Annotated in this window: 16 protein-coding genes and 1 pseudogene; 7 read left to right on the top strand and 10 right to left on the bottom strand. The window is 53.1% G+C overall.

Going from position 1 to position 19,765, the window contains the following annotated elements; translation table 11 throughout:
- Positions 1-76 precede the first annotated feature (76 nt).
- Both AMM48_RS03860 and AMM48_RS03855 read right to left on the bottom strand, forming a co-directional pair.
- Complete coding sequence (locus AMM48_RS03860) at positions 77-2,239, bottom strand: dihydroxy-acid dehydratase (protein ID WP_102782999.1); 2,163 nt, start codon at positions 2,237-2,239, stop codon at positions 77-79.
- Positions 2,240-2,307: 68 nt separating this feature from the next.
- Entirely contained in the window at positions 2,308-3,069 is a 762-nt protein-coding gene (locus tag AMM48_RS03855) for an SDR family oxidoreductase (protein ID WP_101304121.1), read from the bottom strand.
- A 241-nt stretch (positions 3,070-3,310) separates the two neighbouring features.
- Between AMM48_RS03855 and xylF the strand changes: the two genes are divergently transcribed.
- From xylF to AMM48_RS03830, 5 genes are all read left to right on the top strand, one after another.
- Positions 3,311-4,342 carry a D-xylose ABC transporter substrate-binding protein gene (gene xylF / locus AMM48_RS03850; RefSeq protein WP_022733334.1) on the top strand — a complete coding sequence of 344 codons (1,032 nt, stop codon included), beginning with the start codon at positions 3,311-3,313 and terminating at the stop codon, positions 4,340-4,342.
- Positions 4,343-4,440: 98 nt separating this feature from the next.
- Positions 4,441-5,706 (top strand): sugar ABC transporter permease, encoded by a 1,266-nt coding sequence (locus tag AMM48_RS03845; RefSeq protein WP_181951545.1) that lies wholly within the window; start codon positions 4,441-4,443, stop codon positions 5,704-5,706.
- Positions 5,707-5,726: 20 nt separating this feature from the next.
- A complete protein-coding gene (locus tag AMM48_RS03840; protein WP_102783118.1) occupies positions 5,727-6,554 on the top strand; it encodes an ATP-binding cassette domain-containing protein in 828 nt (275 codons plus the stop codon).
- Positions 6,551-7,732: a fumarylacetoacetate hydrolase family protein gene (locus AMM48_RS03835; RefSeq protein ID WP_102782998.1), complete on the top strand. Its 1,182-nt coding sequence runs from the start codon at positions 6,551-6,553 to the stop codon at positions 7,730-7,732. The genes AMM48_RS03840 and AMM48_RS03835 overlap by 4 nt, the downstream gene beginning before the upstream one ends.
- Positions 7,733-7,874: 142 nt before the next feature.
- Complete coding sequence (locus tag AMM48_RS03830; protein WP_102782997.1) at positions 7,875-9,140, top strand: ROK family transcriptional regulator; 1,266 nt, start codon at positions 7,875-7,877, stop codon at positions 9,138-9,140.
- A gap of 88 nt (positions 9,141-9,228) precedes the next feature.
- Here AMM48_RS03830 and AMM48_RS03825 read toward each other — a convergent pair whose 3' ends face one another.
- From AMM48_RS03825 to dctP, 8 genes are all read right to left on the bottom strand, one after another.
- Positions 9,229-9,954 (bottom strand): ribonuclease activity regulator RraA, encoded by a 726-nt coding sequence (locus AMM48_RS03825; protein ID WP_022733339.1) that lies wholly within the window; start codon positions 9,952-9,954, stop codon positions 9,229-9,231.
- A 62-nt stretch (positions 9,955-10,016) separates the two neighbouring features.
- Entirely contained in the window at positions 10,017-11,531 is a 1,515-nt protein-coding gene (locus AMM48_RS03820) for an aldehyde dehydrogenase (NADP(+)) (protein WP_102782996.1), read from the bottom strand.
- 29 nt (positions 11,532-11,560) lie between these two features.
- Positions 11,561-12,472 (bottom strand): dihydrodipicolinate synthase family protein, encoded by a 912-nt coding sequence (locus tag AMM48_RS03815; protein WP_102782995.1) that lies wholly within the window; start codon positions 12,470-12,472, stop codon positions 11,561-11,563.
- A gap of 68 nt (positions 12,473-12,540) precedes the next feature.
- Positions 12,541-14,286: an L-arabinonate dehydratase gene (gene araD / locus AMM48_RS03810; protein WP_022733342.1), complete on the bottom strand. Its 1,746-nt coding sequence runs from the start codon at positions 14,284-14,286 to the stop codon at positions 12,541-12,543.
- A 354-nt stretch (positions 14,287-14,640) separates the two neighbouring features.
- A complete protein-coding gene (locus AMM48_RS22265; protein ID WP_181951544.1) occupies positions 14,641-14,802 on the bottom strand; it encodes a hypothetical protein in 162 nt (53 codons plus the stop codon).
- A gap of 17 nt (positions 14,803-14,819) precedes the next feature.
- Entirely contained in the window at positions 14,820-16,136 is a 1,317-nt protein-coding gene (locus AMM48_RS03805) for a TRAP transporter large permease subunit (RefSeq protein WP_102782994.1), read from the bottom strand.
- Positions 16,126-16,647 (bottom strand): TRAP transporter small permease, encoded by a 522-nt coding sequence (locus tag AMM48_RS03800; protein ID WP_102782993.1) that lies wholly within the window; start codon positions 16,645-16,647, stop codon positions 16,126-16,128. The genes AMM48_RS03805 and AMM48_RS03800 overlap by 11 nt, the downstream gene beginning before the upstream one ends.
- Positions 16,648-16,739: 92 nt before the next feature.
- On the bottom strand, positions 16,740-17,762 hold the full coding sequence (gene dctP, locus AMM48_RS03795; RefSeq protein WP_102782992.1) for a TRAP transporter substrate-binding protein DctP: 1,023 nt from the start codon (positions 17,760-17,762) through the stop codon (positions 16,740-16,742).
- Between the two features lie 132 nt (positions 17,763-17,894).
- On the opposite strand from dctP, the gene AMM48_RS03790 reads away from it, so the two are divergent.
- Together AMM48_RS03790 and AMM48_RS03785 are read left to right on the top strand one after the other, a co-directional pair.
- On the top strand, positions 17,895-18,614 hold the full coding sequence (locus tag AMM48_RS03790; protein ID WP_102782991.1) for a GntR family transcriptional regulator: 720 nt from the start codon (positions 17,895-17,897) through the stop codon (positions 18,612-18,614).
- 689 nt (positions 18,615-19,303) lie between these two features.
- Positions 19,304-19,765 (top strand): annotated as a pseudogene (locus AMM48_RS03785) (hypothetical protein); the annotation flags it as partial.

Below are 19,765 nucleotides of genomic sequence, written 5' to 3'. Positions count from 1 at the left end.
CTCAAAAAAAAGCCCCGGCCTTCTAAAGACCGGGGCTTTTTCATGTTTGGATTCCGAGCCTGATGTTGTTAGCCGATCAACGCCAGTCTTTAACAGCCCGCCGGTCGACAGCAGGTGGAACAATCCCACGCGCGGCGTTTCCAATACCGTCGAGCACATTACTCGCAGCAATATCGCACTGACGGGATTCCATACGTTTAAATCGCGCGTCAAACATTTGAGCCCGATCAGCCTGAAGTTTAGGATCGGCTGGCAATTCGCGCCCTTCAATAAAGGCCTTTGGATCAAGCCAATCAAGGGTCAGCGACGTCAGATTAAGACGCAAAACATCGCCGTCACATAAATAGCCAATTCCACCGCCCGCGAAGGCTTCGGGGACCATATGCCCAATACAGGCCCCCTTGGTCACACCGGAATAGCGCCCATCGGTAATCAGCATCGAGGATGCTTCAAGAATGCGGTGATGGCGCAGGTTCTGTGACGGTGAAAACATTTCCGGCATGCCATAGGCTTCTGGCCCCTGCCCGCCAATGACAAAGGCAAAGGAAAGATGCCCTTGTTCAAACATGTCCTTGGGGGCATCCATATCAACACGGTTGCCACCATTGCGGCGGACAACAGCGGCAATCAGTTCTTCGCTGACACCATCGGTTTCCATCAGGCGGGTGACCAGATCGGGTGATGCAAAATCACCATTACAAACATGTTCATTTTCGTAATAGCGCACGATGAAAACATGATCATCGAAATGCGATAACAGCCGGTCACTCATACCCGATGTTTTGACCGCGCAGTTTTCAAAGAAACTGCCGGTGATGACATCAACGCCGGATCGCTGCCTGACCGGCGTTGCCCGAATCACCGATGCATCACCAAGGGTAACATCGACCGGATTATCCAGTCCGGCAATGCGCTGCCCCCATGTCTTGCCAAGAACCGTCGGCGCATCAAGGTCCATCGCCACGCCAAGATCACTGAGAATGCGATAAATGCTTTCCATGCCGCGATTTTTGCCTTCGGCCATTTGCTGAGCCAAAACGAACGTATCGCGATTTTCGGTTAAGCTATGAGCGAAGATTTCCGGCACCGGGGTTTTGGTTCGGACATCCTGATAATCGTCAATCGAGACATCAAATCCGGCATAGCGCATCATGAACGGCAAATGCAGCAGCATATTACTGCTGGACCCGGTGGCATTATGAACACGCACGAAATTGGCAAAATTGGCCTTAAGCAAATTGCCAATCGCATATTCCGGTTTATTAAAGACGCCAAACAGCGCATCCACTCCGGCCGCGACCGCCGCAAAAGGCGGCACATCGGTTAGCAATTCCAGTTCCGGCGGCGTCAGACCAAAGGCCGCCAGCATGGTGCGCGATGAATTCCCCGTGCCATTAAAGGCACAAATACCGCCCTTGGAATCACAGGTCGCAGTTGCCAGCTCATCCAAGACGCGCCGTTCCATCGCCCCGTCAATCAATCCAAGCAAACGTGCCCGTTCGAGCAATCCGGCGAAGGCCTCATCGGACGTGCATTGCAGGATATAGCGCATGTTTTCGCGGATATCCCCGCCCAAGTCATCATGCCCTGCATGATCCGCATCCGATGCAATTTTATCAAGCAACCTGCGCGTCCCATCGGGGATTTCGCCGCCCTTTAGAACGTGTGATGGTGCAAACACTGCCCAGACCGGGGCCTGATCGCCACGATAGGCGCGCGCATGATCTGCTGATGCCAGCCCCGCCACCACAGCAGCCGGCGATTTATCGCAACCGGCAATGACATAGGCCGCGTGATAGCTATGACCTTCAAAGGTGATGTTTACTGCGGCAGCCGTATGATTGCGTGATGCCAGTGAATAGCTTTGCCCGATATTGTTTTGCGCTGTGCCATCACAAATCACCGGCACATGAAACAGGAACGGCACCCCGCCCATTTCCCAGATCCGGATGGCCGCCATCAACGCCTGTGGCCGATCCAGAAGGTGGGCAGGATGATCGGGCGCACCGGCAATGATCGCAATACGCGGACGGTTTTCCACCAGACGACCAACCACATCCTTTATTTCAGGAACGGAAAAATCCCGATCGCGCGCAACCGTCGGATTTTCATTTACCGCACTGCGCAAAAGACTGACCACTGTGATCGGTTGATTGGCTAACCCCTGAATACAATCACGGTACGGGTTGGCTTTTTCGTCAATAATGACGGGCTGGGCAGGCAGATTGGTCGGTGACATGGTGGGTCTATCTCAATCGGGGCAAGAATGCGGAACGTTGGCGTGTATAGCTGTCAGATTATCGCGGATCAGACAAGACCGCCATCGACAATAAAGCTTTGCGAAGAACAGGCCGATGAAACGTCAGACGCCAAAAACAAAACCATCTGCGCAACATCATCACCGACAAGACGACGTTTCACACACTGTTGCTCCTGAATGCGTTCTTCGTCGGCGGGCGTTATCCAGAGATCAAGTTGCCTTTGGGTTATGATGCAGCCCGGAATAACCGTATTGACCCGAATCCCATCCGCCCCCCAGTCGCGGGCCAGTGCCCGGGTCATGCCAATAATGCCAGCCTTTGCCGTTTCATAGGTCACCAGATCGGGTAGTCCCATTAAATAACTTACAGAGCTGAAATTAATAATGCTGCCGCCACCCTTTTCGCGCATGCCTTGCGCCACAGCACGGGCACAGAAAAACTGATGATTCAAATTAACATCAAGCCCGTCACGCCATTGCTCTGGCCCAATGTCTTCGGGGCGATGGCGATCATCGCGTGCGGCATTATTAACCAGAACATCAACAGGCCCGATGGCAGCGGAAAGTTCGCGCACAGCGCCGGGAATTGCCGCCTGATCACGCAAATCAAGTGATTTATAGACCGGCGCAACACCGTGATCTTCGCGGATCGAGTCAATCAGTTTCTGGGCAGCGTCATCGTCAATGTCGATAAACCCGACATGTGCACCCTGGGCACAGAAAGCCCGCACGATTGATGCACCAATCCCCGATGCCCCGCCGGTCACAAGAACCGACTTGCCATCAATGTCGTGATATTTCGCTGTCATAACGTTCCCTGCCATTTTTTCATTTTATTTTAGGCTCCCAAATTAAATGCTGCACTGCAACCTACCAAAATCCCCGATTTATACTAAAGATGCAGAAATTTAGGGCATATATTGCGGCACTAGCATATTTTTTAATTTGATAACTAAAAAAAATTTGACAGGGCGACCTCTTCACGTCAACATTTTTTCGACAACAAAAATAAATGTCACCTAAAGACACACTCATTCAGGGAAGAAACAGATGAAAAAACTCCTTTCGACGGCCATGCTGGCCGGAACCGTATTGATGTCGGCAAATGCCTTTGCCGCCGACCTCACCGTTGGCGTTAGCTGGTCAAACTTCCAAGAAGAACGCTGGAAAACTGACGAAGCTGCCATTAAAGCAGCCCTCGAAGCAGCTGGCGCTGAATATATCAGTGCCGATGCGCAAAGCTCTCCGTCCAAGCAGCTTTCAGATATCGAAAGCCTGATCGCACGCGGTGCGAATGCACTGATCGTTCTGGCCCAAGACTCGTCTTCAATCGGCCCGGCAGTAACGAAGGCAACGAACGAAGGCATTCCGGTGGTTGGCTATGACCGACTGATCGAAGACGCGAGCGCTTATTATATTACGTTCAACAATAAGGAAGTCGGTCGCCTTCAGGCCGAAGCCGTCTTTGCCGAGCAACCAAAAGGCAACTACGTCTTTATCAAAGGCGCACCGACCGACCCGAATGCCAATCTTCTCCATGAAGGACAGCTTGAAGTTCTTCAGGCTGCGATAGATTCAGGTGATATCAAGGTTGTTGGCGAAGCCTATACCGATAGCTGGCAGCCAACAATTGCACAGCGCAACATGGAACAGTTCCTAACCGCGGCCGACAACAAGGTTGATGCGGTTGTTGCTTCTAACGATGGCACTGCCGGTGGCGTTGTCGCAGCACTTTCTGCACAGGGCATGCAGGGCATCCCGGTTTCCGGTCAGGATGGCGATCATGCCGCACTGAACCGCGTTGCTCTTGGCACCCAGACGGTTTCGGTTTGGAAAGATGCCCGCCTTCTTGGCAAGCGCGCGGCTGAAATCGCTGTTGAACTGGCAGGTGGTACCAAACTTGGTGATGTTGACGGCACAGCCGACTGGGAAAGCCCGAACGGTGTTACCATGAAATCCTATTTCCTGGATCCGGTTGCGATTACCCAGAACAAACTTGATCTCGTGATTGATGCTGGCTGGGTTTCAAAAGACGTCGTTTGCCAAGGCGTTTCGAGCGGCAAGGTAGCTGCCTGCAACTAAGGCAGCCAGTTTCCTCCGACCTTGCTTAACCCGGGGCCGACAGCTGTATCCATGCGCAGAATACAGCACGTCGGCCCCGCTGCTTTACGAGCTTTTTCATGTCACGACTGCTTTCGAAAATGGAAGTCGACCGCCGACTGATCGGTCTGGCTTTCGTCCTGCTGATCATATGGGTCGGTTTTGATATCGCATCGGGCGGGCGCTTTATCACCCCGCGTAATATCTTTAACCTATCAGTTCAGACGGCCTCTGTGGCTGTTATGGCCTGCGGCATGGTTCTGATTATCGTCACCCGCCATATCGACCTTTCCGTTGGGGCGATCCTTGGCGTTCTGGCGATGATCATGGGTGTTGTTCAAACCGATTTTCTCCCGCAATTCCTTGATTACAATCACCCGATGACGTGGGCCCTTACCCTTTTGATCGGCATTGCGGTTGGCGCTGCCATCGGTGGGATACAGGGACTTGCTGTTGGCTATCTCGGCGTACCTGCCTTTATTGTTACCCTTGGCGGACTTCTGGTCTGGCGTGGGTCAGCATGGTGGGTTACGCAAGGGCGTACCGTTGCCCCGCTTGATCAGAATTTCATTTTACTGGGCGGCGGGATCGAAGGCACGATTGGCGCAACATGGAGCTGGATCGTTGCTGCGGTTGCCATTGCGGCCATCATATATGTCGCCATCATGGACCGTCGCCGCCGCCTAGCTTTTGATTTTCCGGTCAAGCCGATTTGGGCAGAATACACCAATACCATCGTCAAGGCCGGACTGGTTTTAGCCGTTATCACGACCTTAAACGCCTATCACCTGCCGACCCGTGCTGCCGAGCGCATTCTTGAGAACAAGGGCATCCCGGTGACCCCGGAAAATATCGAAATCTCGCACGGCATTGCTATTCCGCTTCTGATCGTTGCCCTGGTTGCGATTGTCCTGACAGTTGTTGTCAAGCGCACCCGTTTTGGACGGTATATCTTCGCGATTGGCGGCAATCCGCAGGCAGCCGAACTGGCGGGCATCAATGTCAAACGCATGACCGTTGCCGTGTTTGCCCTGATGGGGGTTTTGTGCGCCATCAGTGCCGCGATATCATCGGCCCGCCTGCAATCAGCTGGCAATGACCTTGGCACGCTTGATGAGCTGCGTGTGATTGCTGCCGTTGTCATCGGCGGCACGTCGCTTGCCGGGGGTGTCGGTACGATTTACGGGGCCCTCATCGGCGCACTTGTAATGCAAAGCCTGCAAAGCGGTATGGCGCTTTTGGGTGTTGATACGTCGCTACAAAGTATCGTGATCGGGCTGGTTCTTGTTCTGGCTGTCTTTAGCGACAAGTATTTCCACCGTCGCTATAGCGACCCGACCGCGTAAGGAGACCGGATATGCCAGACATGAATAATACCAATACTGATAAAAATCCGCTGGTCGAAATGCGCGACATCCATGTCAGCTTTGGCGGGGTCAAGGCGGTGGATGGCGTTTCCATCGACCTTTATCCCGGCGAGGTCGTCGGGGTACTTGGCCATAATGGGGCAGGCAAGTCGACCCTGATCAAAATCCTGTCAGGGGCCTATCAGGCTGATACCGGGCAAATCGTCGTCGACGGCAAGGAAGCCAAAATTGAAAATGCGCGTGATGCACGTGACAATAACATCGAGACGATCTATCAGAACCTTGCCCTTGCCGATAACCTTGATGCTACGCAGAACCTGTTTTTGGGGCGCGAATTTGTCGACAAGTTTGGTTTCCTTGATGATGCCGCCATGGAACATAAGGCGCGTGAAGTCCTGCACCGCCTGAACCCGAACTTCAAGAAATTCACATCCCCGGTGTCTGCCTTGTCGGGCGGGCAGCGCCAATCGGTGGCCATTGCACGCGCGCTTTTGTTTGAAGCACGTGTCCTGATCATGGATGAGCCATGCGCCGCACTTGGGGTACATGAAACCAAAATGGTCTGCGAACTGATTAACAAGCTCAAACATGACGGGCTTGGTATTCTATTGATAAGTCACGACCTTCATGATGTATTTGATCTCTCTGATCGCCTTCATGTGATGAAAAACGGCAAACTGGTCGGCAGTGTCAGAACAGAAGATGTCACCCATGATGATGTTCTTGGCATGATCATTTTGGGCAAGATGCCCGAACATCTTTTGCATTTGGCCGGACCGGGCGCCACCAACGCGACCAACACCCAGACAAGCGAGACACTCTTATGACCAACGGCTTCCCAACCAACCTCAATGACATTCTGCCAGATGACGCCAACCATGCCATTTTGATTGGACGCATATGGGATCCGCGCGTTTCCGGGCCAACACCGGTACTGGTTGATGGCGATAAATTGCGCGACATCAGCAGCATCGCCCCAACCGTCAGCCAGCTTCTTGAAATCGGCGATCTTGTTGGCAAACTGGCGCGTCCGGCAAACTTCCCCATCGTTGGCGCCCTTGAAGATGTTCTCGCACAGTCAAAACCGGGTGCTGACAAAAACACTGCCCATCTCCTCAGCCCCAATGATTTGCAGGCGATCAAGGCGAGTGGTGTCACATTCGTTGCCAGCCTGCTGGAACGCGTGATCGAAGAACAGGCCCGTGGGGATGCCAGTAAGTCCGATCAAATTCGCACCGAAATCACCGGTATCATCGGCGATGACCTGTCACAGATCGAACCGGGATCGGAAAAAGCCGCCGATATCAAAAAGGTCCTGATCGAAAAAGGCGCATGGTCACAGTATCTCGAAGTTGGCATTGGCCCGGATGCGGAAATCTTCACCAAGTCGCCTGCTATGTCCGCCGTTGGTCATGGCGCGCATGTTGGCCTGCATCCGATTTCAACATGGAACAACCCGGAACCCGAGGTCGTTCTGGCGGTCACATCACAGGGAAAAATCGTCGGTGCCAGCCTTGGCAATGACGTCAACCTGCGCGATGTCGAAGGCCGATCTGCCCTTTTGCTGGGCAAGGCAAAGGACAACAACGGGTCGTGCTCGATCGGGCCATTCATCCGCCTGTTTAATGATAGCTTCACCCTTGAAACGGTTAAAGGTGCTGATCTTGCGATGGCTGTCGATGGCCCGGATGGCTATCACCTTGATGCGGTAAGCTCAATGAGCCAGATCAGCCGATCCCCCGAAAGCCTTGTGTCACAGGCGATTGGCAAACATCACCAGTACCCGGATGGCTTTATGCTGTTTTTGGGCACCATGTTTGCCCCGACAGATGACCGAGGCGGTGCGGGCAAAGGATTTACCCACGAGATGGGCGACCTTGTTACCATTGCCACGCCAAGTCTTGGAAAACTGGTCAATCAGGTGGATCGCTCGGACGTGATAAATCCTTGGCAGTTCGGGATCACCGCCCTTATGACCAACCTTGCCGCACGTGGTTTGCTTTAAGGCTGGGCAATTTGCTGCGGCACTTTGCGATTTTCTATCCCCTTGCCAAAACGGGATAAAAAATGCCCATATCAGCAAGACGGGGTGCGGACAGTTTTATCCGCCCCGTCTTGCCACTGACACCTGAAAGCAGGCCCCCCGCATGAGCCGTCGCACCGAAAGCGATACCCCGCGTCAACCATCCCAGATCGCCATCCTGCGCTATCTGCGTATTCATGGCCCGGCCGCGCGCATTGATATAGGCACGGCCACGGGATTAAGCCCCGCAACCGTCACGTCGTTGACCGCCGATCTGATGACACAAGGGCTGGTGCAGGAAAGTCAGGCTACAGCACATGGTGCGGTTAATGGTAATGGCACGACCAACGCCAATGGCACACATGGCACAACACGCGGTCGCCCCAAGGTGCTGCTTGATCTGGTCCCCGGTGCGGCCTGCGTCATTGGCGTCAAGCTGACAATCAATCTGATCGAGATCGCACTGGGCAATTTCAAAGGCGAAATCGAACGCAACACCGAACACAGCATCAAAACCCGTGATTTAACCGACCGGCAACTGATTGACACCCTGATCACGCTGATTGACAGCTTCATCAAAGATAACAGTGACATCATCACACACCCGCCAGTCGGCATCAGCGTCGCAGTACAAGGCGTTACCGATAGCAACAGCGGTGAAATCATCTGGTCGCCTGCCCTGCGTCATCGTCAAATTGCCATTACCCGACCGTTAAGCGAACGCTATGGTGGAGTTGTGCAAATGTCCAATGACGCCAACTGTATTGCCACAGCCATCACCCAGAACACCACATTGCATGGCGGTGGCGATTTTGCCGTAATCATGCTGGGATATGGCATTGGCATGGGGCTGGTGTTAAATGGCAATGTCTATAACGGCCATTTTGGCACCGCCGCCGAATTCGGTCATATGAAGTATCAGCCCGATGGTCCGCTGTGTAATTGCGGGCGACGCGGATGTCTTGAGGCATATATAGGTGATTACGCCATTTTACGCGATGCGCTTGGCCTGATTGACTTGGCCGATGCCAACAGCCTACATCCCAGCGAAGAACAAATGATGGATCTGGTCGCCCGTGCACGGGCTGGCAACGAAGACCTTGCGGATCTGTTTCGGCATGCCGGCAAGGTTCTTGGATATGGCATTGCCAATCTGATTGCCTTGTTTGGTCCCAAACGGATTTTCATCACCGGGTCAGGCGCACGGGCCTATGACCTGATGGCGCCGGAATTGCAACGCGGACTGCATCTCGCGCAAGTCCCCGAATTGCACCGCGGCCCGGAAATCGTCCATCTGGCATGGGATAAGGATCTGGCCCTTCAAGGGGCAATTGGTCAAAGCCTGCTGCGTCATGACGAAAACATGTTCAAGGCAGGTACCAACACCTAACACTCAACGCGATGTCGAGCCCAAACCACAAAAAAGCCGCCCCGTTTTGGAGCGGCTTTTGTATTTTTTCCGGCAGTACAATTAAGCCTTAGCGACCGTTCTTTTTGCGCCATGCTTCAAAGTTGACCTTGGTTTCATCCTTGGTTGCCGGATAAAGACCAATGATCGGCTTGCCTGACATAACTTCTTCAAGAACAAAGTCCTCAAAGCTTTCCATACCGGCACATTCTTCGGCCAACTCATCAGCAAGATGCGCCGGAAGAACAACAACACCGTCTTTATCACCAACCAAAACATCGCCGGGAAACACCGGTGCATCGCCACACCCAATCGGCACATTAAGGTCATAGGCCTCATGCAGGGTCAGGTTGGTCGGCGCCGATGGGCGCGAGTGATATGCATGAATGGCAAGTTTTCCGATGCCATCGGCATCCCGGAAACCACCATCAGTCACAATCCCCTCAACGCCGCGCTTCATCAAACGGGTTACAAGGATCGATCCCGCCGATGCCGCGCGCGCGTCCTTGCGGCTGTCCATCACCAAAACATGTCCCTCCGGGCATTGCTCAACGGCAACGCGCTGCGGGTGGTTTGGATCCCGGAACACCTCAATCGGATTACGATCTTCGCGTGCGGGGATATAGCGCAGCGTATAGGCCTGCCCAACCATATTCTCACTCTTAGGGGCAACCTGCTGTACATTCTGGATGAACTGATTGCGAATGCCGCGCTTAAAAAGGGCCGTACATAACGACGCGGTGCTTACCCGTTTAAGCTTGTTACGGATTGCATCACTCAGGACATAATCACTCATACTTCTTTACTCCGTAGAGTGCCCGACCGCGCACGGCCGGGCAATATCATTGGGAAACACAATCAGACAAGATCATCAGGCAAAACATCCGCCGGGATGTTCTGATAGCAAACCGGACGCAGGAACCGACGAATGGCCATGGTACCAACCGACGTCGCACCAAAGTTGGTCGATGCCGGGTACGGCCCGCCGTGCACCATGGTGTCGGAAACTTCCACACCGGTCGGGAACCCGTTGGCCAGAACACGACCAGCTTTACGTTCCAAAATCGGCATCAACGACCGGGCATCCCCTGCATCACCACCATCAAGATGCAGCGTGCAAGTCAACTGACCGTCAAGCGCCTTGGCAATGGTGCGCATTTCTTCCATGTCCTTGACCCGGACAACGAGACCAAGCGGCCCAAAGACTTCTTCGCCCAATTCATGATTTGAAAGCCAGTTTTCACCGGTGGTTTCAAACAGATACGGCGTTGCATTGCGCAGATCACATGAGGTTGTCAAAACGTCTTTGACACCGCTGGTCGAAGCAATCCGTTTTGCCCCGGTGCGATAGGCATCCGCCATGCCATCGGTCAGCATGGTCTGGGCCGAAACCTCGGAAAGACCAGCCTTGGCCGTATCGACAAACGCATCCGCATCCGACCCGTCAATCACAACAGCAATCCCCGGATTGGTACAGAACTGCCCGGCCCCCATGGTCAGTGATCCTGCCCAGCCTTTGCCAAGCGCCTCGCCGCGTTCTTTCATCGCAACCGGCATCATAAACATAGGATTGACCGAGCCAAGCTCACCAAAGAACGGGATCGGCTCAGGACGGCTTGCACACAGATCAAACAGTGCACGTCCACCGCCAAGCGATCCGGTAAAGCCAACCGCCTTGATCAGCGGATGCTGCACCAGGCTTTGGCCAACATCGCGTTTACCGCCTTGAATAAGGCTGAACACACCGGGATGAACGCCACATGCCTTGATCGCGGCATCAATCGCCTGAGCGACGATTTCACCTGTGCCTGGATGGGCCGAATGCCCCTTGACCACGACCGGGCAGCCCGCTGCCAGAGCCGACGCGGTATCGCCACCAGCAACAGAGAATGCCAACGGGAAGTTCGATGCACCAAACACAGCCACCGGACCGATCGGACGCTGCATCAAACGCAGGTCCGGGCGTGGCAAGGGCGCGCGATCAGGAAGGGCTTCGTCATGGCGACGATCAAGATACGCACCATCAAGAATATGGCTGGCAAACAGACGAAGCTGTCCAACCGTACGGCCCCGTTCGCCGTTCAGGCGGGCTTCGGGTAGCCCGGACTCCTGCGTGCCAATTTCGGTAATTTCATCACCGCGTGCATCGATCTCATCAGCAATCTTGTTAAGCAATTCTGCGCGGTCTTCGCGGGTGGAATAGGCAAAGGACCAAAACGCGTCTTCGGCGGCCTTGGCGGCCTGATCGACCAATGCCGGAGTGCCAACCGGGAATGTGTTGGCCGGGCCATGGGCCGGTTCGGACTGGAACGTTGCATCGCCTGCGACCCAGTCACCCGCGATCAGATGTTTGCCTGTCAGTTTATAGGACATAGATGCCTCCTTGGTGCGGCAGAGCCGCCTTATTTTACAAGATTGTTTTGACGCATAAACGTGGTCAGTTTTTTGTGCTGTTCATCGGTCAGCGGCCATGCAGATGGCGGACGCGTCGCGCCACAATCATCACCCAGCAGTTTAAGCGCTGCCTTGACACCCGTCACGTTCGTACCGTTCATTTCTTCGGCACGGACGTCTTCGAATGCCTTCATTTCACCGATTAACTGACGTGCCTTGGCATAGTCACCACACTCAAGGGCTGCGTGGATCGCCATGGACCGTTCGGGCCAGACATTGATCAGACCCGATGTAAAGCCACGCGCGCCCACCGCATAAAACGCTGGTGCCCAAGTTTCGGCCAAACCACCAACCCACACAATGTCAGGATCACATGCATTGATCGCATCAGCCAGTTTCATGGCGTTTGGCGTCGCCCATTTCACACCCGCAACACCTTCGACAGCGCAAAGGTCAGCAATCGCCTTGGTGCCAATCGTATCGTTGCGCAGATACAGCATCATCGGCAACCCGCCGGACGCATCAGCAATACGTTTGATGTAATCAACAACACCGCGTGGTGCGACGAACGGATCAGGCGGCTGATGGATCATCAAGGCTTCTGCACCGGCATCTGCCGATGCCTTGGCCAAGGCGCAGGCATCGCGCACACCGCGCCCGATACCAGCGAGCATCGGCGCACGGCCATCGAGCATCTCGGCAACCGATTTTGCCATGGTGATGGCTTCATCTGTGGTCAGCGCATAAAACTCGCCAGTATTTCCATTGACCACCGGAAAATGAACCCCGGCAGCAAGTGCACGGTCAATAATCGGTTTGAGCTTGGTTGGCGCGATGTCGCCATTGTCATCATACGGCGTAACAAGAATGCCCGAAATCCCGGACAGCACGCCACGCAGATCGGCTTTTGAAAGTGCCATTGAACTGTATCCCTGAGTGATGCGGTTCGCGGGGGCCATAGCTAGCCCCCGCTTTGCGTCTTTTGCGTTTAGAAGATGTCCGGCTCGCCGGCGGTTTCGCCAAATTTCGGCGATAGGAAATCGAAATCACAGCCTTCATTGGACTGTGTCACGTGCTTGCCAAACATATAGCCATAGCCACGCTGGAAACGCGGCTCGGGTTTTTGCCACGCAGCACGACGGCGTTCGATTTCTTCTTCATCGACCAGCATATCCAAACGACGGCTATCAAGATCAAGCCGCACGATGTCACCGGTTTTCAGCAACGCCAGCGGACCGCCAATATAGGATTCCGGTGCCACATGCAGCACACATGCCCCATAAGACGTTCCTGACATCCGGGCATCAGAAATACGCAGCATGTCACGATGCCCCTGTTTGATCAGGGCTTTTGGAATGGGCAGCATGCCCCATTCGGGGAAACCGGGCCCGCCAAGCGGACCCGCATTGCGCAGAACCATGACGTGATCGGGCGTGACATCAAGGTTTTCGTCATCAACCGCCTTTTTCATTTCCGGATAGCTATCAAACACCAGTGCCGGGCCTTCGTGATTGCGGAAACGCTCATCACAGGCTGCAGGCTTGATCACCGCCCCGTCCGGGCACAGATTGCCGCGCAAAACCGCAAGCGACCCCTGATGATAGACTGGATTGGACAACGGTCGAATGACATCATCATTATAAACAACCGCCCCCTCAAGCGTTTCACCAAGGGTTTTACCTGTCACGGTCGTCACCGACGTATCAAGCTTATCGCCAAGCTGCGCCATCAGCGCACGCAAGCCACCCGCGTAATAGAAATCTTCCATCAGGTAGTCATCTTTGCCCGATGGTCGAATGTTGGCAATCAGGGGCGTAGTCCGACCCAGCGCATCAAGATCATCGAGTGTCAGATCAATCGATGCACGGCGCGCCATGGCCAGCATATGCACAACCGCGTTGGTCGAGCAGCCGGTTGCCATCGCGACAACGGCGGAATTTTTGACCGATGCCGGGGTAACAATTTTTTCCGGCGTCAAATCTTCCCAGACCATATCAACAATACGACGACCACATTGGGTCGACATACGGATATGACCGGCATCCGGTGCCGGAATGGATGATGCCCCCGGAAGGCAAAGCCCCATCGCCTCGGCAATGGCTGTCATGGTCGATGCGGTTCCCATGGTCATGCAGTGACCATATGACCGTGCAATGCCGCCTTCGACCCCAACCCATTCTTCGTCACTGATGTTACCGGCACGCCGTTCGTCCCAATATTTCCAGGCATCCGAGCCCGAGCCAAGGATTTTACCGGCATAATTGCCACGCAACATCGGACCGGCAGGCAAATAGATCATTGGGACACCCGCCGAAAGCGCGCCCATCACCAGACCAGGTGTGGTTTTGTCACACCCACCCATTAGGACAACACCGTCAAGCGGGTGAGACCGGATTTGTTCTTCTGTCTCCATCGCAAGCAAGTTACGATACAGCATCGAGGTTGGTTTGGTGAACGACTCATCAACCGAGATTGATGGCAGTTCAACCGGGAAACCACCCGCCTGATGAACGCCCTTTTTCACATCACCGGCACGTTCGCGGAAATGCGCATGGCACGGATTAAGCTCCGACCATGTATTAAGGATCCCGATGACCGGACGCCCGGTCCAATCCTCAGGATCAAGCCCCATCTGCATCAGACGCGAACGATGGCCAAACGAACGAAGATCATCGGGCGCAAACCAGCGCGCACTTCTAAGATCTTCTGCAGCTTTTTTATGTTTCTCGGACATGGCGTCTTCCTTGGGTTAGCCCACTTGTAATTATAAGTTACATCTTGAATAACAAGATAACAGACGAATTTCAATCGCCTTAATGTATTGGAAAATTAATTTTCCAGTCTGTGTGACAAGTTCTTGCGCTCCGACACTCAGTCAAAAATTTTACAAGTCCATCTCACTTGGTCATACCGAGTAGCAACCAGCCGCTAAGCCATTCCACCGAAACACAGGAACCAGTCGCGTTTTTGATGGCACGTCTGGAGCAATCCCCTGACGTGCCAGATAGATCTAGAAGAATGGAACAAAAACACTTCGAGGCGAACCAATGAGCACGAAAGCCCCCGCAGCGATTTCTGTTGCATCATCTTATCCCCGAATCGTCAAAATCAGCCAGGACACAATAAGCGTGAAGACCAGACCAAAAACCTCGGGCCAACTGCCGAAATCATAGCCATCCTTACGCTCTTCACCTTCAAATTCGGGCACAGATAGGTTTTCATCCTGACGGGTCAATTCCTGATCAGACATGGTTTTATCCTTTCACATCAGTCAAATAATGACGGCAGCCAAAGAGCAAGCTGCGGATTGAACAGAACAAGGAACAGCCCCACCGCCTGCAGTGCGATAAACGGCAGAACCGCAACGAATATTTCCTGCAACTGAATATCTTTTGGAGCCACCGATTTAAGGAAGAAACAAGCTGGACCAAAGGGCGGTGACAGGTAATACATCTGAATATTCATCGCGAACAGAACACCGAACCAAACCGGATCAAATCCAAGATCAATCACAACAGGCGCAAAGATCGGAACCGTGATGAAAATGATCGCAATCCATTCAAGGAAAGTACCCAGAACCATTACAATCAGCATCATAACGACGATCACCCAGATCGGACCGATGTCGAGTGCAGTCAGCATACCACGCAGGAATTCACCACCCCCGATCCGGTTATAAATCCCGATTAGCGATACCGCCCCAATCACCAACCACACGATAGACCCGACCGTGATCACGGTCTGGCGCATCGCATCACGTGCCATACCCCAGTTCAACTCCTTGCGCACGGCAGCAACCACAAGCGCACCGACAGCACCGATTGCTGCGGCCTCCGTGACCGTCGCAATACCGGAATAGATTACCCCCAGAACCGTACCGATCAGCAGGGCCGGTAATGCAATCCCCTTAAGAAACTTAAGGCGCTGGAAGAACGGTAGACCTGTTTCGGGAATATCATAGATCGGTGCCATTTCAGGCTTCAGGCGTACACGCACCAGAATATAAGCGATATAAAGTAACGCCAGAATAAGTCCCGGAATAGCAGAGGCAGCAAACAGCTTGGTAATCGAAACCTGTGCTGCCAGACCATAGACAATCAAAACTACCGAAGGTGGGATCAAAGTCGCCAATGCACCGGCAGCACAGATGATACCGATGGCAAGTTTACGATCATAACCAAGACGCAGCATCTGCGGCAGGGCAATCAGGCCCAGCATGACTATCTCGCCGCCCATAATCCCCGACATAGCGGCAAGCAGCACGGCAACAAATGTCGTTTGAACACCAACAGACCCACGAAAACGCCCACCCAGAATGGCCATGGAATCAAACATTGAATGAGCAATGCCAGACCTTTCCAGAACATTCGCCATAAAGACGAAAAACGGCACAGCAATCAGTTCGTACTTATGCAGTACCTCACTGACATTTGCAGCAACGATAAAGAAACCTGCACGCTCTCCAAAATACAAAAGTGCCGTCGCAAGGGAGACCGTCAATGTCGTAATGCCAAGCGGCACACCCAGCGCCATCAGCGCCAGAAGCGAAACAACGATCAAAAGTGTAATTATCTCAATGCCCACCGGTTACATCCCCTTCGGTGCGCTGAACCCAACGAATGACGTTGGACAAAAGCTGTAAAATGTAAAAGATGCTGCCTACAAACAGCAGGATCTTCAGGTAAGTCGGCTGCATAGAGTTCATAGCCGTACCTGAGTATTCTATCCGCGAGAGAACCTTTGCCGCGGGATGATAAAGCGCCATGGACAGGATCAGAATGGCACCGGTCGCAACCAGCATCTGGATCAGACGGAAAACACGCCAAATGCGCTCGCCCACAAATATTTCGAGCATGGTGATCGAGATATGTCGGTGACGTTCGGTCACATAACCGACAGAAAGGACCCATGCGCTTGCACACAGCGCCATGACAAGCTCGGTCGACCACAAGGTCGGTGCGTCAAACCCGTAACGCAGAACGACCTCAAGTGCCGATACCGCAATACAGGCAAAAAACAGAACGGAACAGCCCTGTCCGACAAAGACACTGACTGTGTCCATAGCATCGGCATAACGGGCAAAAAGAAGTTTCATTGCATTTCCCCGACAAGGAAAATTTTAGAAAAAAGGACCGCCCTTTTACGATCAGGGTATAAAAAGGGCGGCCCACATGCATTATCGCTTGGTTATTTGAACAGACCAATTTTGGTCATGTAAGCGATGTTCGCGTCCAGCGCTTCCTGAGCAAGGTCGGATTTCTTGGCGTATTCTTCCCACTGTTTGCGCGCAACCACACGCAGCTTGTCGCGATCTTCCTGCGCCCAGTCGATCACTTCGATATCGTCGGTGGCATCGTCACGCGCTGCCAACTCGGCATCAAGCTTGGAAACTTCCGCAGCCATTGCATACATTGCGTCATACCACCAGTCACGCAATGTGGTTTGATCCTCAGCCGAAATATCCGCCCATTTTTCCGCATTCACCGTGAACTGCATGGACGGCATTGAATGGATACCCGGATACAGCGGATACGGCGCCACATCCTGAAGGCCCGTCGCAGCGTTGTTCACATATGCCGACGCATCAGCTGCATCAACAATACCCTTTTCAAGCGCACCAAAAACCTCGGAGAAGGGAATGGAAACCGGTGATGCCCCAGCAGCAGAAAATACCGCCGCAGCCAGACCTTCAGGGGATCGGATTTTCTTGCCCTGCAAATCTTCGAATGTGCGGATCGGCGTACCTGCGGCGAGGGATTCACGCGAATAAGGGCCACATGCAATAACTTTGACCTCACCGCCAGTCACAGCATCAGCAGCTTTCTGCATCATGGCTTCACCGCCACCTTCTTTACAGAAACCAAGCATCTGCTCTGGCGTGTCATAGCCAGAAATCAGATCACCCATGATGGCGTACGCTGGCTCAAGACCGGCAAAATAGTTTACCGAGGTAAAGTCCCCATCAATAACCCCCGCAGCAACAGCTTCGGGGGTTTCTTTGGCTGGAACGATCGAGCCGTTTGGCGTCAGAACGATACTGATTCGGCCATCCGTGCGCTCTTCGATCTTGGGCAACCACTGCTCAGTTATGAATTGCGTGGAAAAGTCACCCGCGTTGAACGATGTCTGAATATTCAAGGTTTCCGCGCTTGCGGCGCCAGCAAAGAGCGAGACAGAGCTCGCAATCACAGCAGTTTTAACAAACTTCATTAGATGTAACCTCCCAGTATTATCCAAAGGGTTTTCCCTCCGGTGAATTAAAACACTAATATATTAGTGCATTACTCGCAAGACTTATGTATATAAATGCTATAGGTTTTAGATTGGATTTGAAGGCAGCATATGAATAGCCATCCGCAGCACGCGCGCCCCGCGAACAGTAAGCATTTGAGAATAAATCACAAAGCAAAGCGTGGATCAGCCAGCGCACAGCTCCATGAATCCCTGCGAGATAGAATTATTCAACTCCAACTCGCTCCTGGTCAGTACCTGTCACGCAATGAAATTGCCGCTGAGTATGGTGTCAGTCAAACCCCCGTACGCGACGCTTTGATAAAACTGGAGGAGGAAGGTCTGATAGACACCTTCCCCCAGTCAAAAACAGAAGTGTCACGTATTGATGTCGAACATGCGCTGGAAACACAGTTCTTACGTCTTTCGATTGAACTCGAAATCACAAGGAATTTGGCACAGGCCGCGGATCCGGCACGAATATCCAACACCCGATCTATTCTTGCCCAACAGTCTGCGGCAATGACAACCGGTGATCTCGATGCATTCTCACGCCTTGATCGGTCCTTTCATCTATCGCTATATGAAGCCGCCGGGGTTGCAAACCTCCACACCGTGATTGACGCACGATCAGGACATATAGACCGCTTGCGTAACCTAAACCTGCCTGACCCCGGAAAATTGGCGTCCATTTTCAGCTGCCACACCCGCATTCTTCAGGCGATCGAGACCGGCAACGTCAAAGACGCTGCATCTGTTGTGCGAGAGCACCTCTCAGGCACACTTGCAAAGGTTGATGACATTCGCAAGCGACATCCAAATTTCTTCTAGGTTATTAAGATCACTTAACTGATGACGCTATAAGCCTGACAGGCACAGGATGCGGCCAACGGCATCTTATTGCTCTGAATGATCTTGCCTACGATCACCTTTATGAGTGCCGGGTAACTTTACAAATTTGGGCAAACGACCAAAAGCCTCGCAAGTCCAGACACTCAACGACACAGTGCGGTCAACAGGAACACCGGCTGGCCATCAAGATAAAGGCACCGGGGGATCAATCCCACCCGCATCACTCGCGAACGACGGCCAAACGAACGAAGATCATCCGGGACGAAGCTAGCGCGCACGTCCAATATCCTCCGCAGCTTTTTATACTCCCAGGACATAGCACCCGCCTCGTCGTTCGGCTTTTGCCCTGCCTTCCACATGGCACACGAAAAGCAGGAGCCCACACTTTTCACTGATGCTTTATGTATGCGTATACAAAGACAAGATGTTATCTAAAATTACATGTGCAAGTACACTCTATGTATTATGCAAGTATCCTAGATATTCAACGATTGACACAAATTAAGACAAGATGTATCAACATATGTATGCGCATACATATGGCTTTTAATTTTACAAGTCAAAACAACAATAAGAACAAGCAACAGCCTTTCGCTCGGGAACCACACCAAGCGGACAAACTGGGGACACCCCCATCGTCAGGAACGCGTCATTCGGGAGGAAATCTTATGACCGGACTCTTTAAATCCATCGCCGCTGCTGCTGGCTTCGCTGCCATGGTTGCATCACCTGTTCTCGCTTCAGCTGCTGATCTGCCAAGCAACATTCGCCTTGTCATCGGCTCGAAATCAACCGGTGGCGACACCTATCAGAACAGCGCGATCGTCGCCGAAGCACTCGCCAAAAAGCTCGACATCAATGTGAAAGTTGATGCGGTTGGCTCCAGCGAAGCTTTCAAGGCATTGCAACGCGATTCGCGTGGCACCACCATCATGATCTTCCACGATCAATCCTATCTTGGAAATCTGTACGGTGTGCGCGGTTATGACGATATCTTTGATAATTACGTTGTCGGCCCAACGGTCGCGATCAATCCGGGCAATGCGTATCTCGTAGCGAAAAATTCGCCGATGCAGTCGATGGAAGACGTGATTGCTGCGGCGGCGGCTGGTCAACGCGTTCGCGTTGCC

This window comes from Thalassospira sp. GB04J01, from assembly GCF_000751115.1.
Classification (GTDB): Bacteria; Pseudomonadota; Alphaproteobacteria; order Rhodospirillales; family Thalassospiraceae; genus Thalassospira; species Thalassospira lucentensis.
Note: the sequence above shows the minus strand (reverse complement) of the source record. Positions and strands in the feature narration are given on the sequence as shown.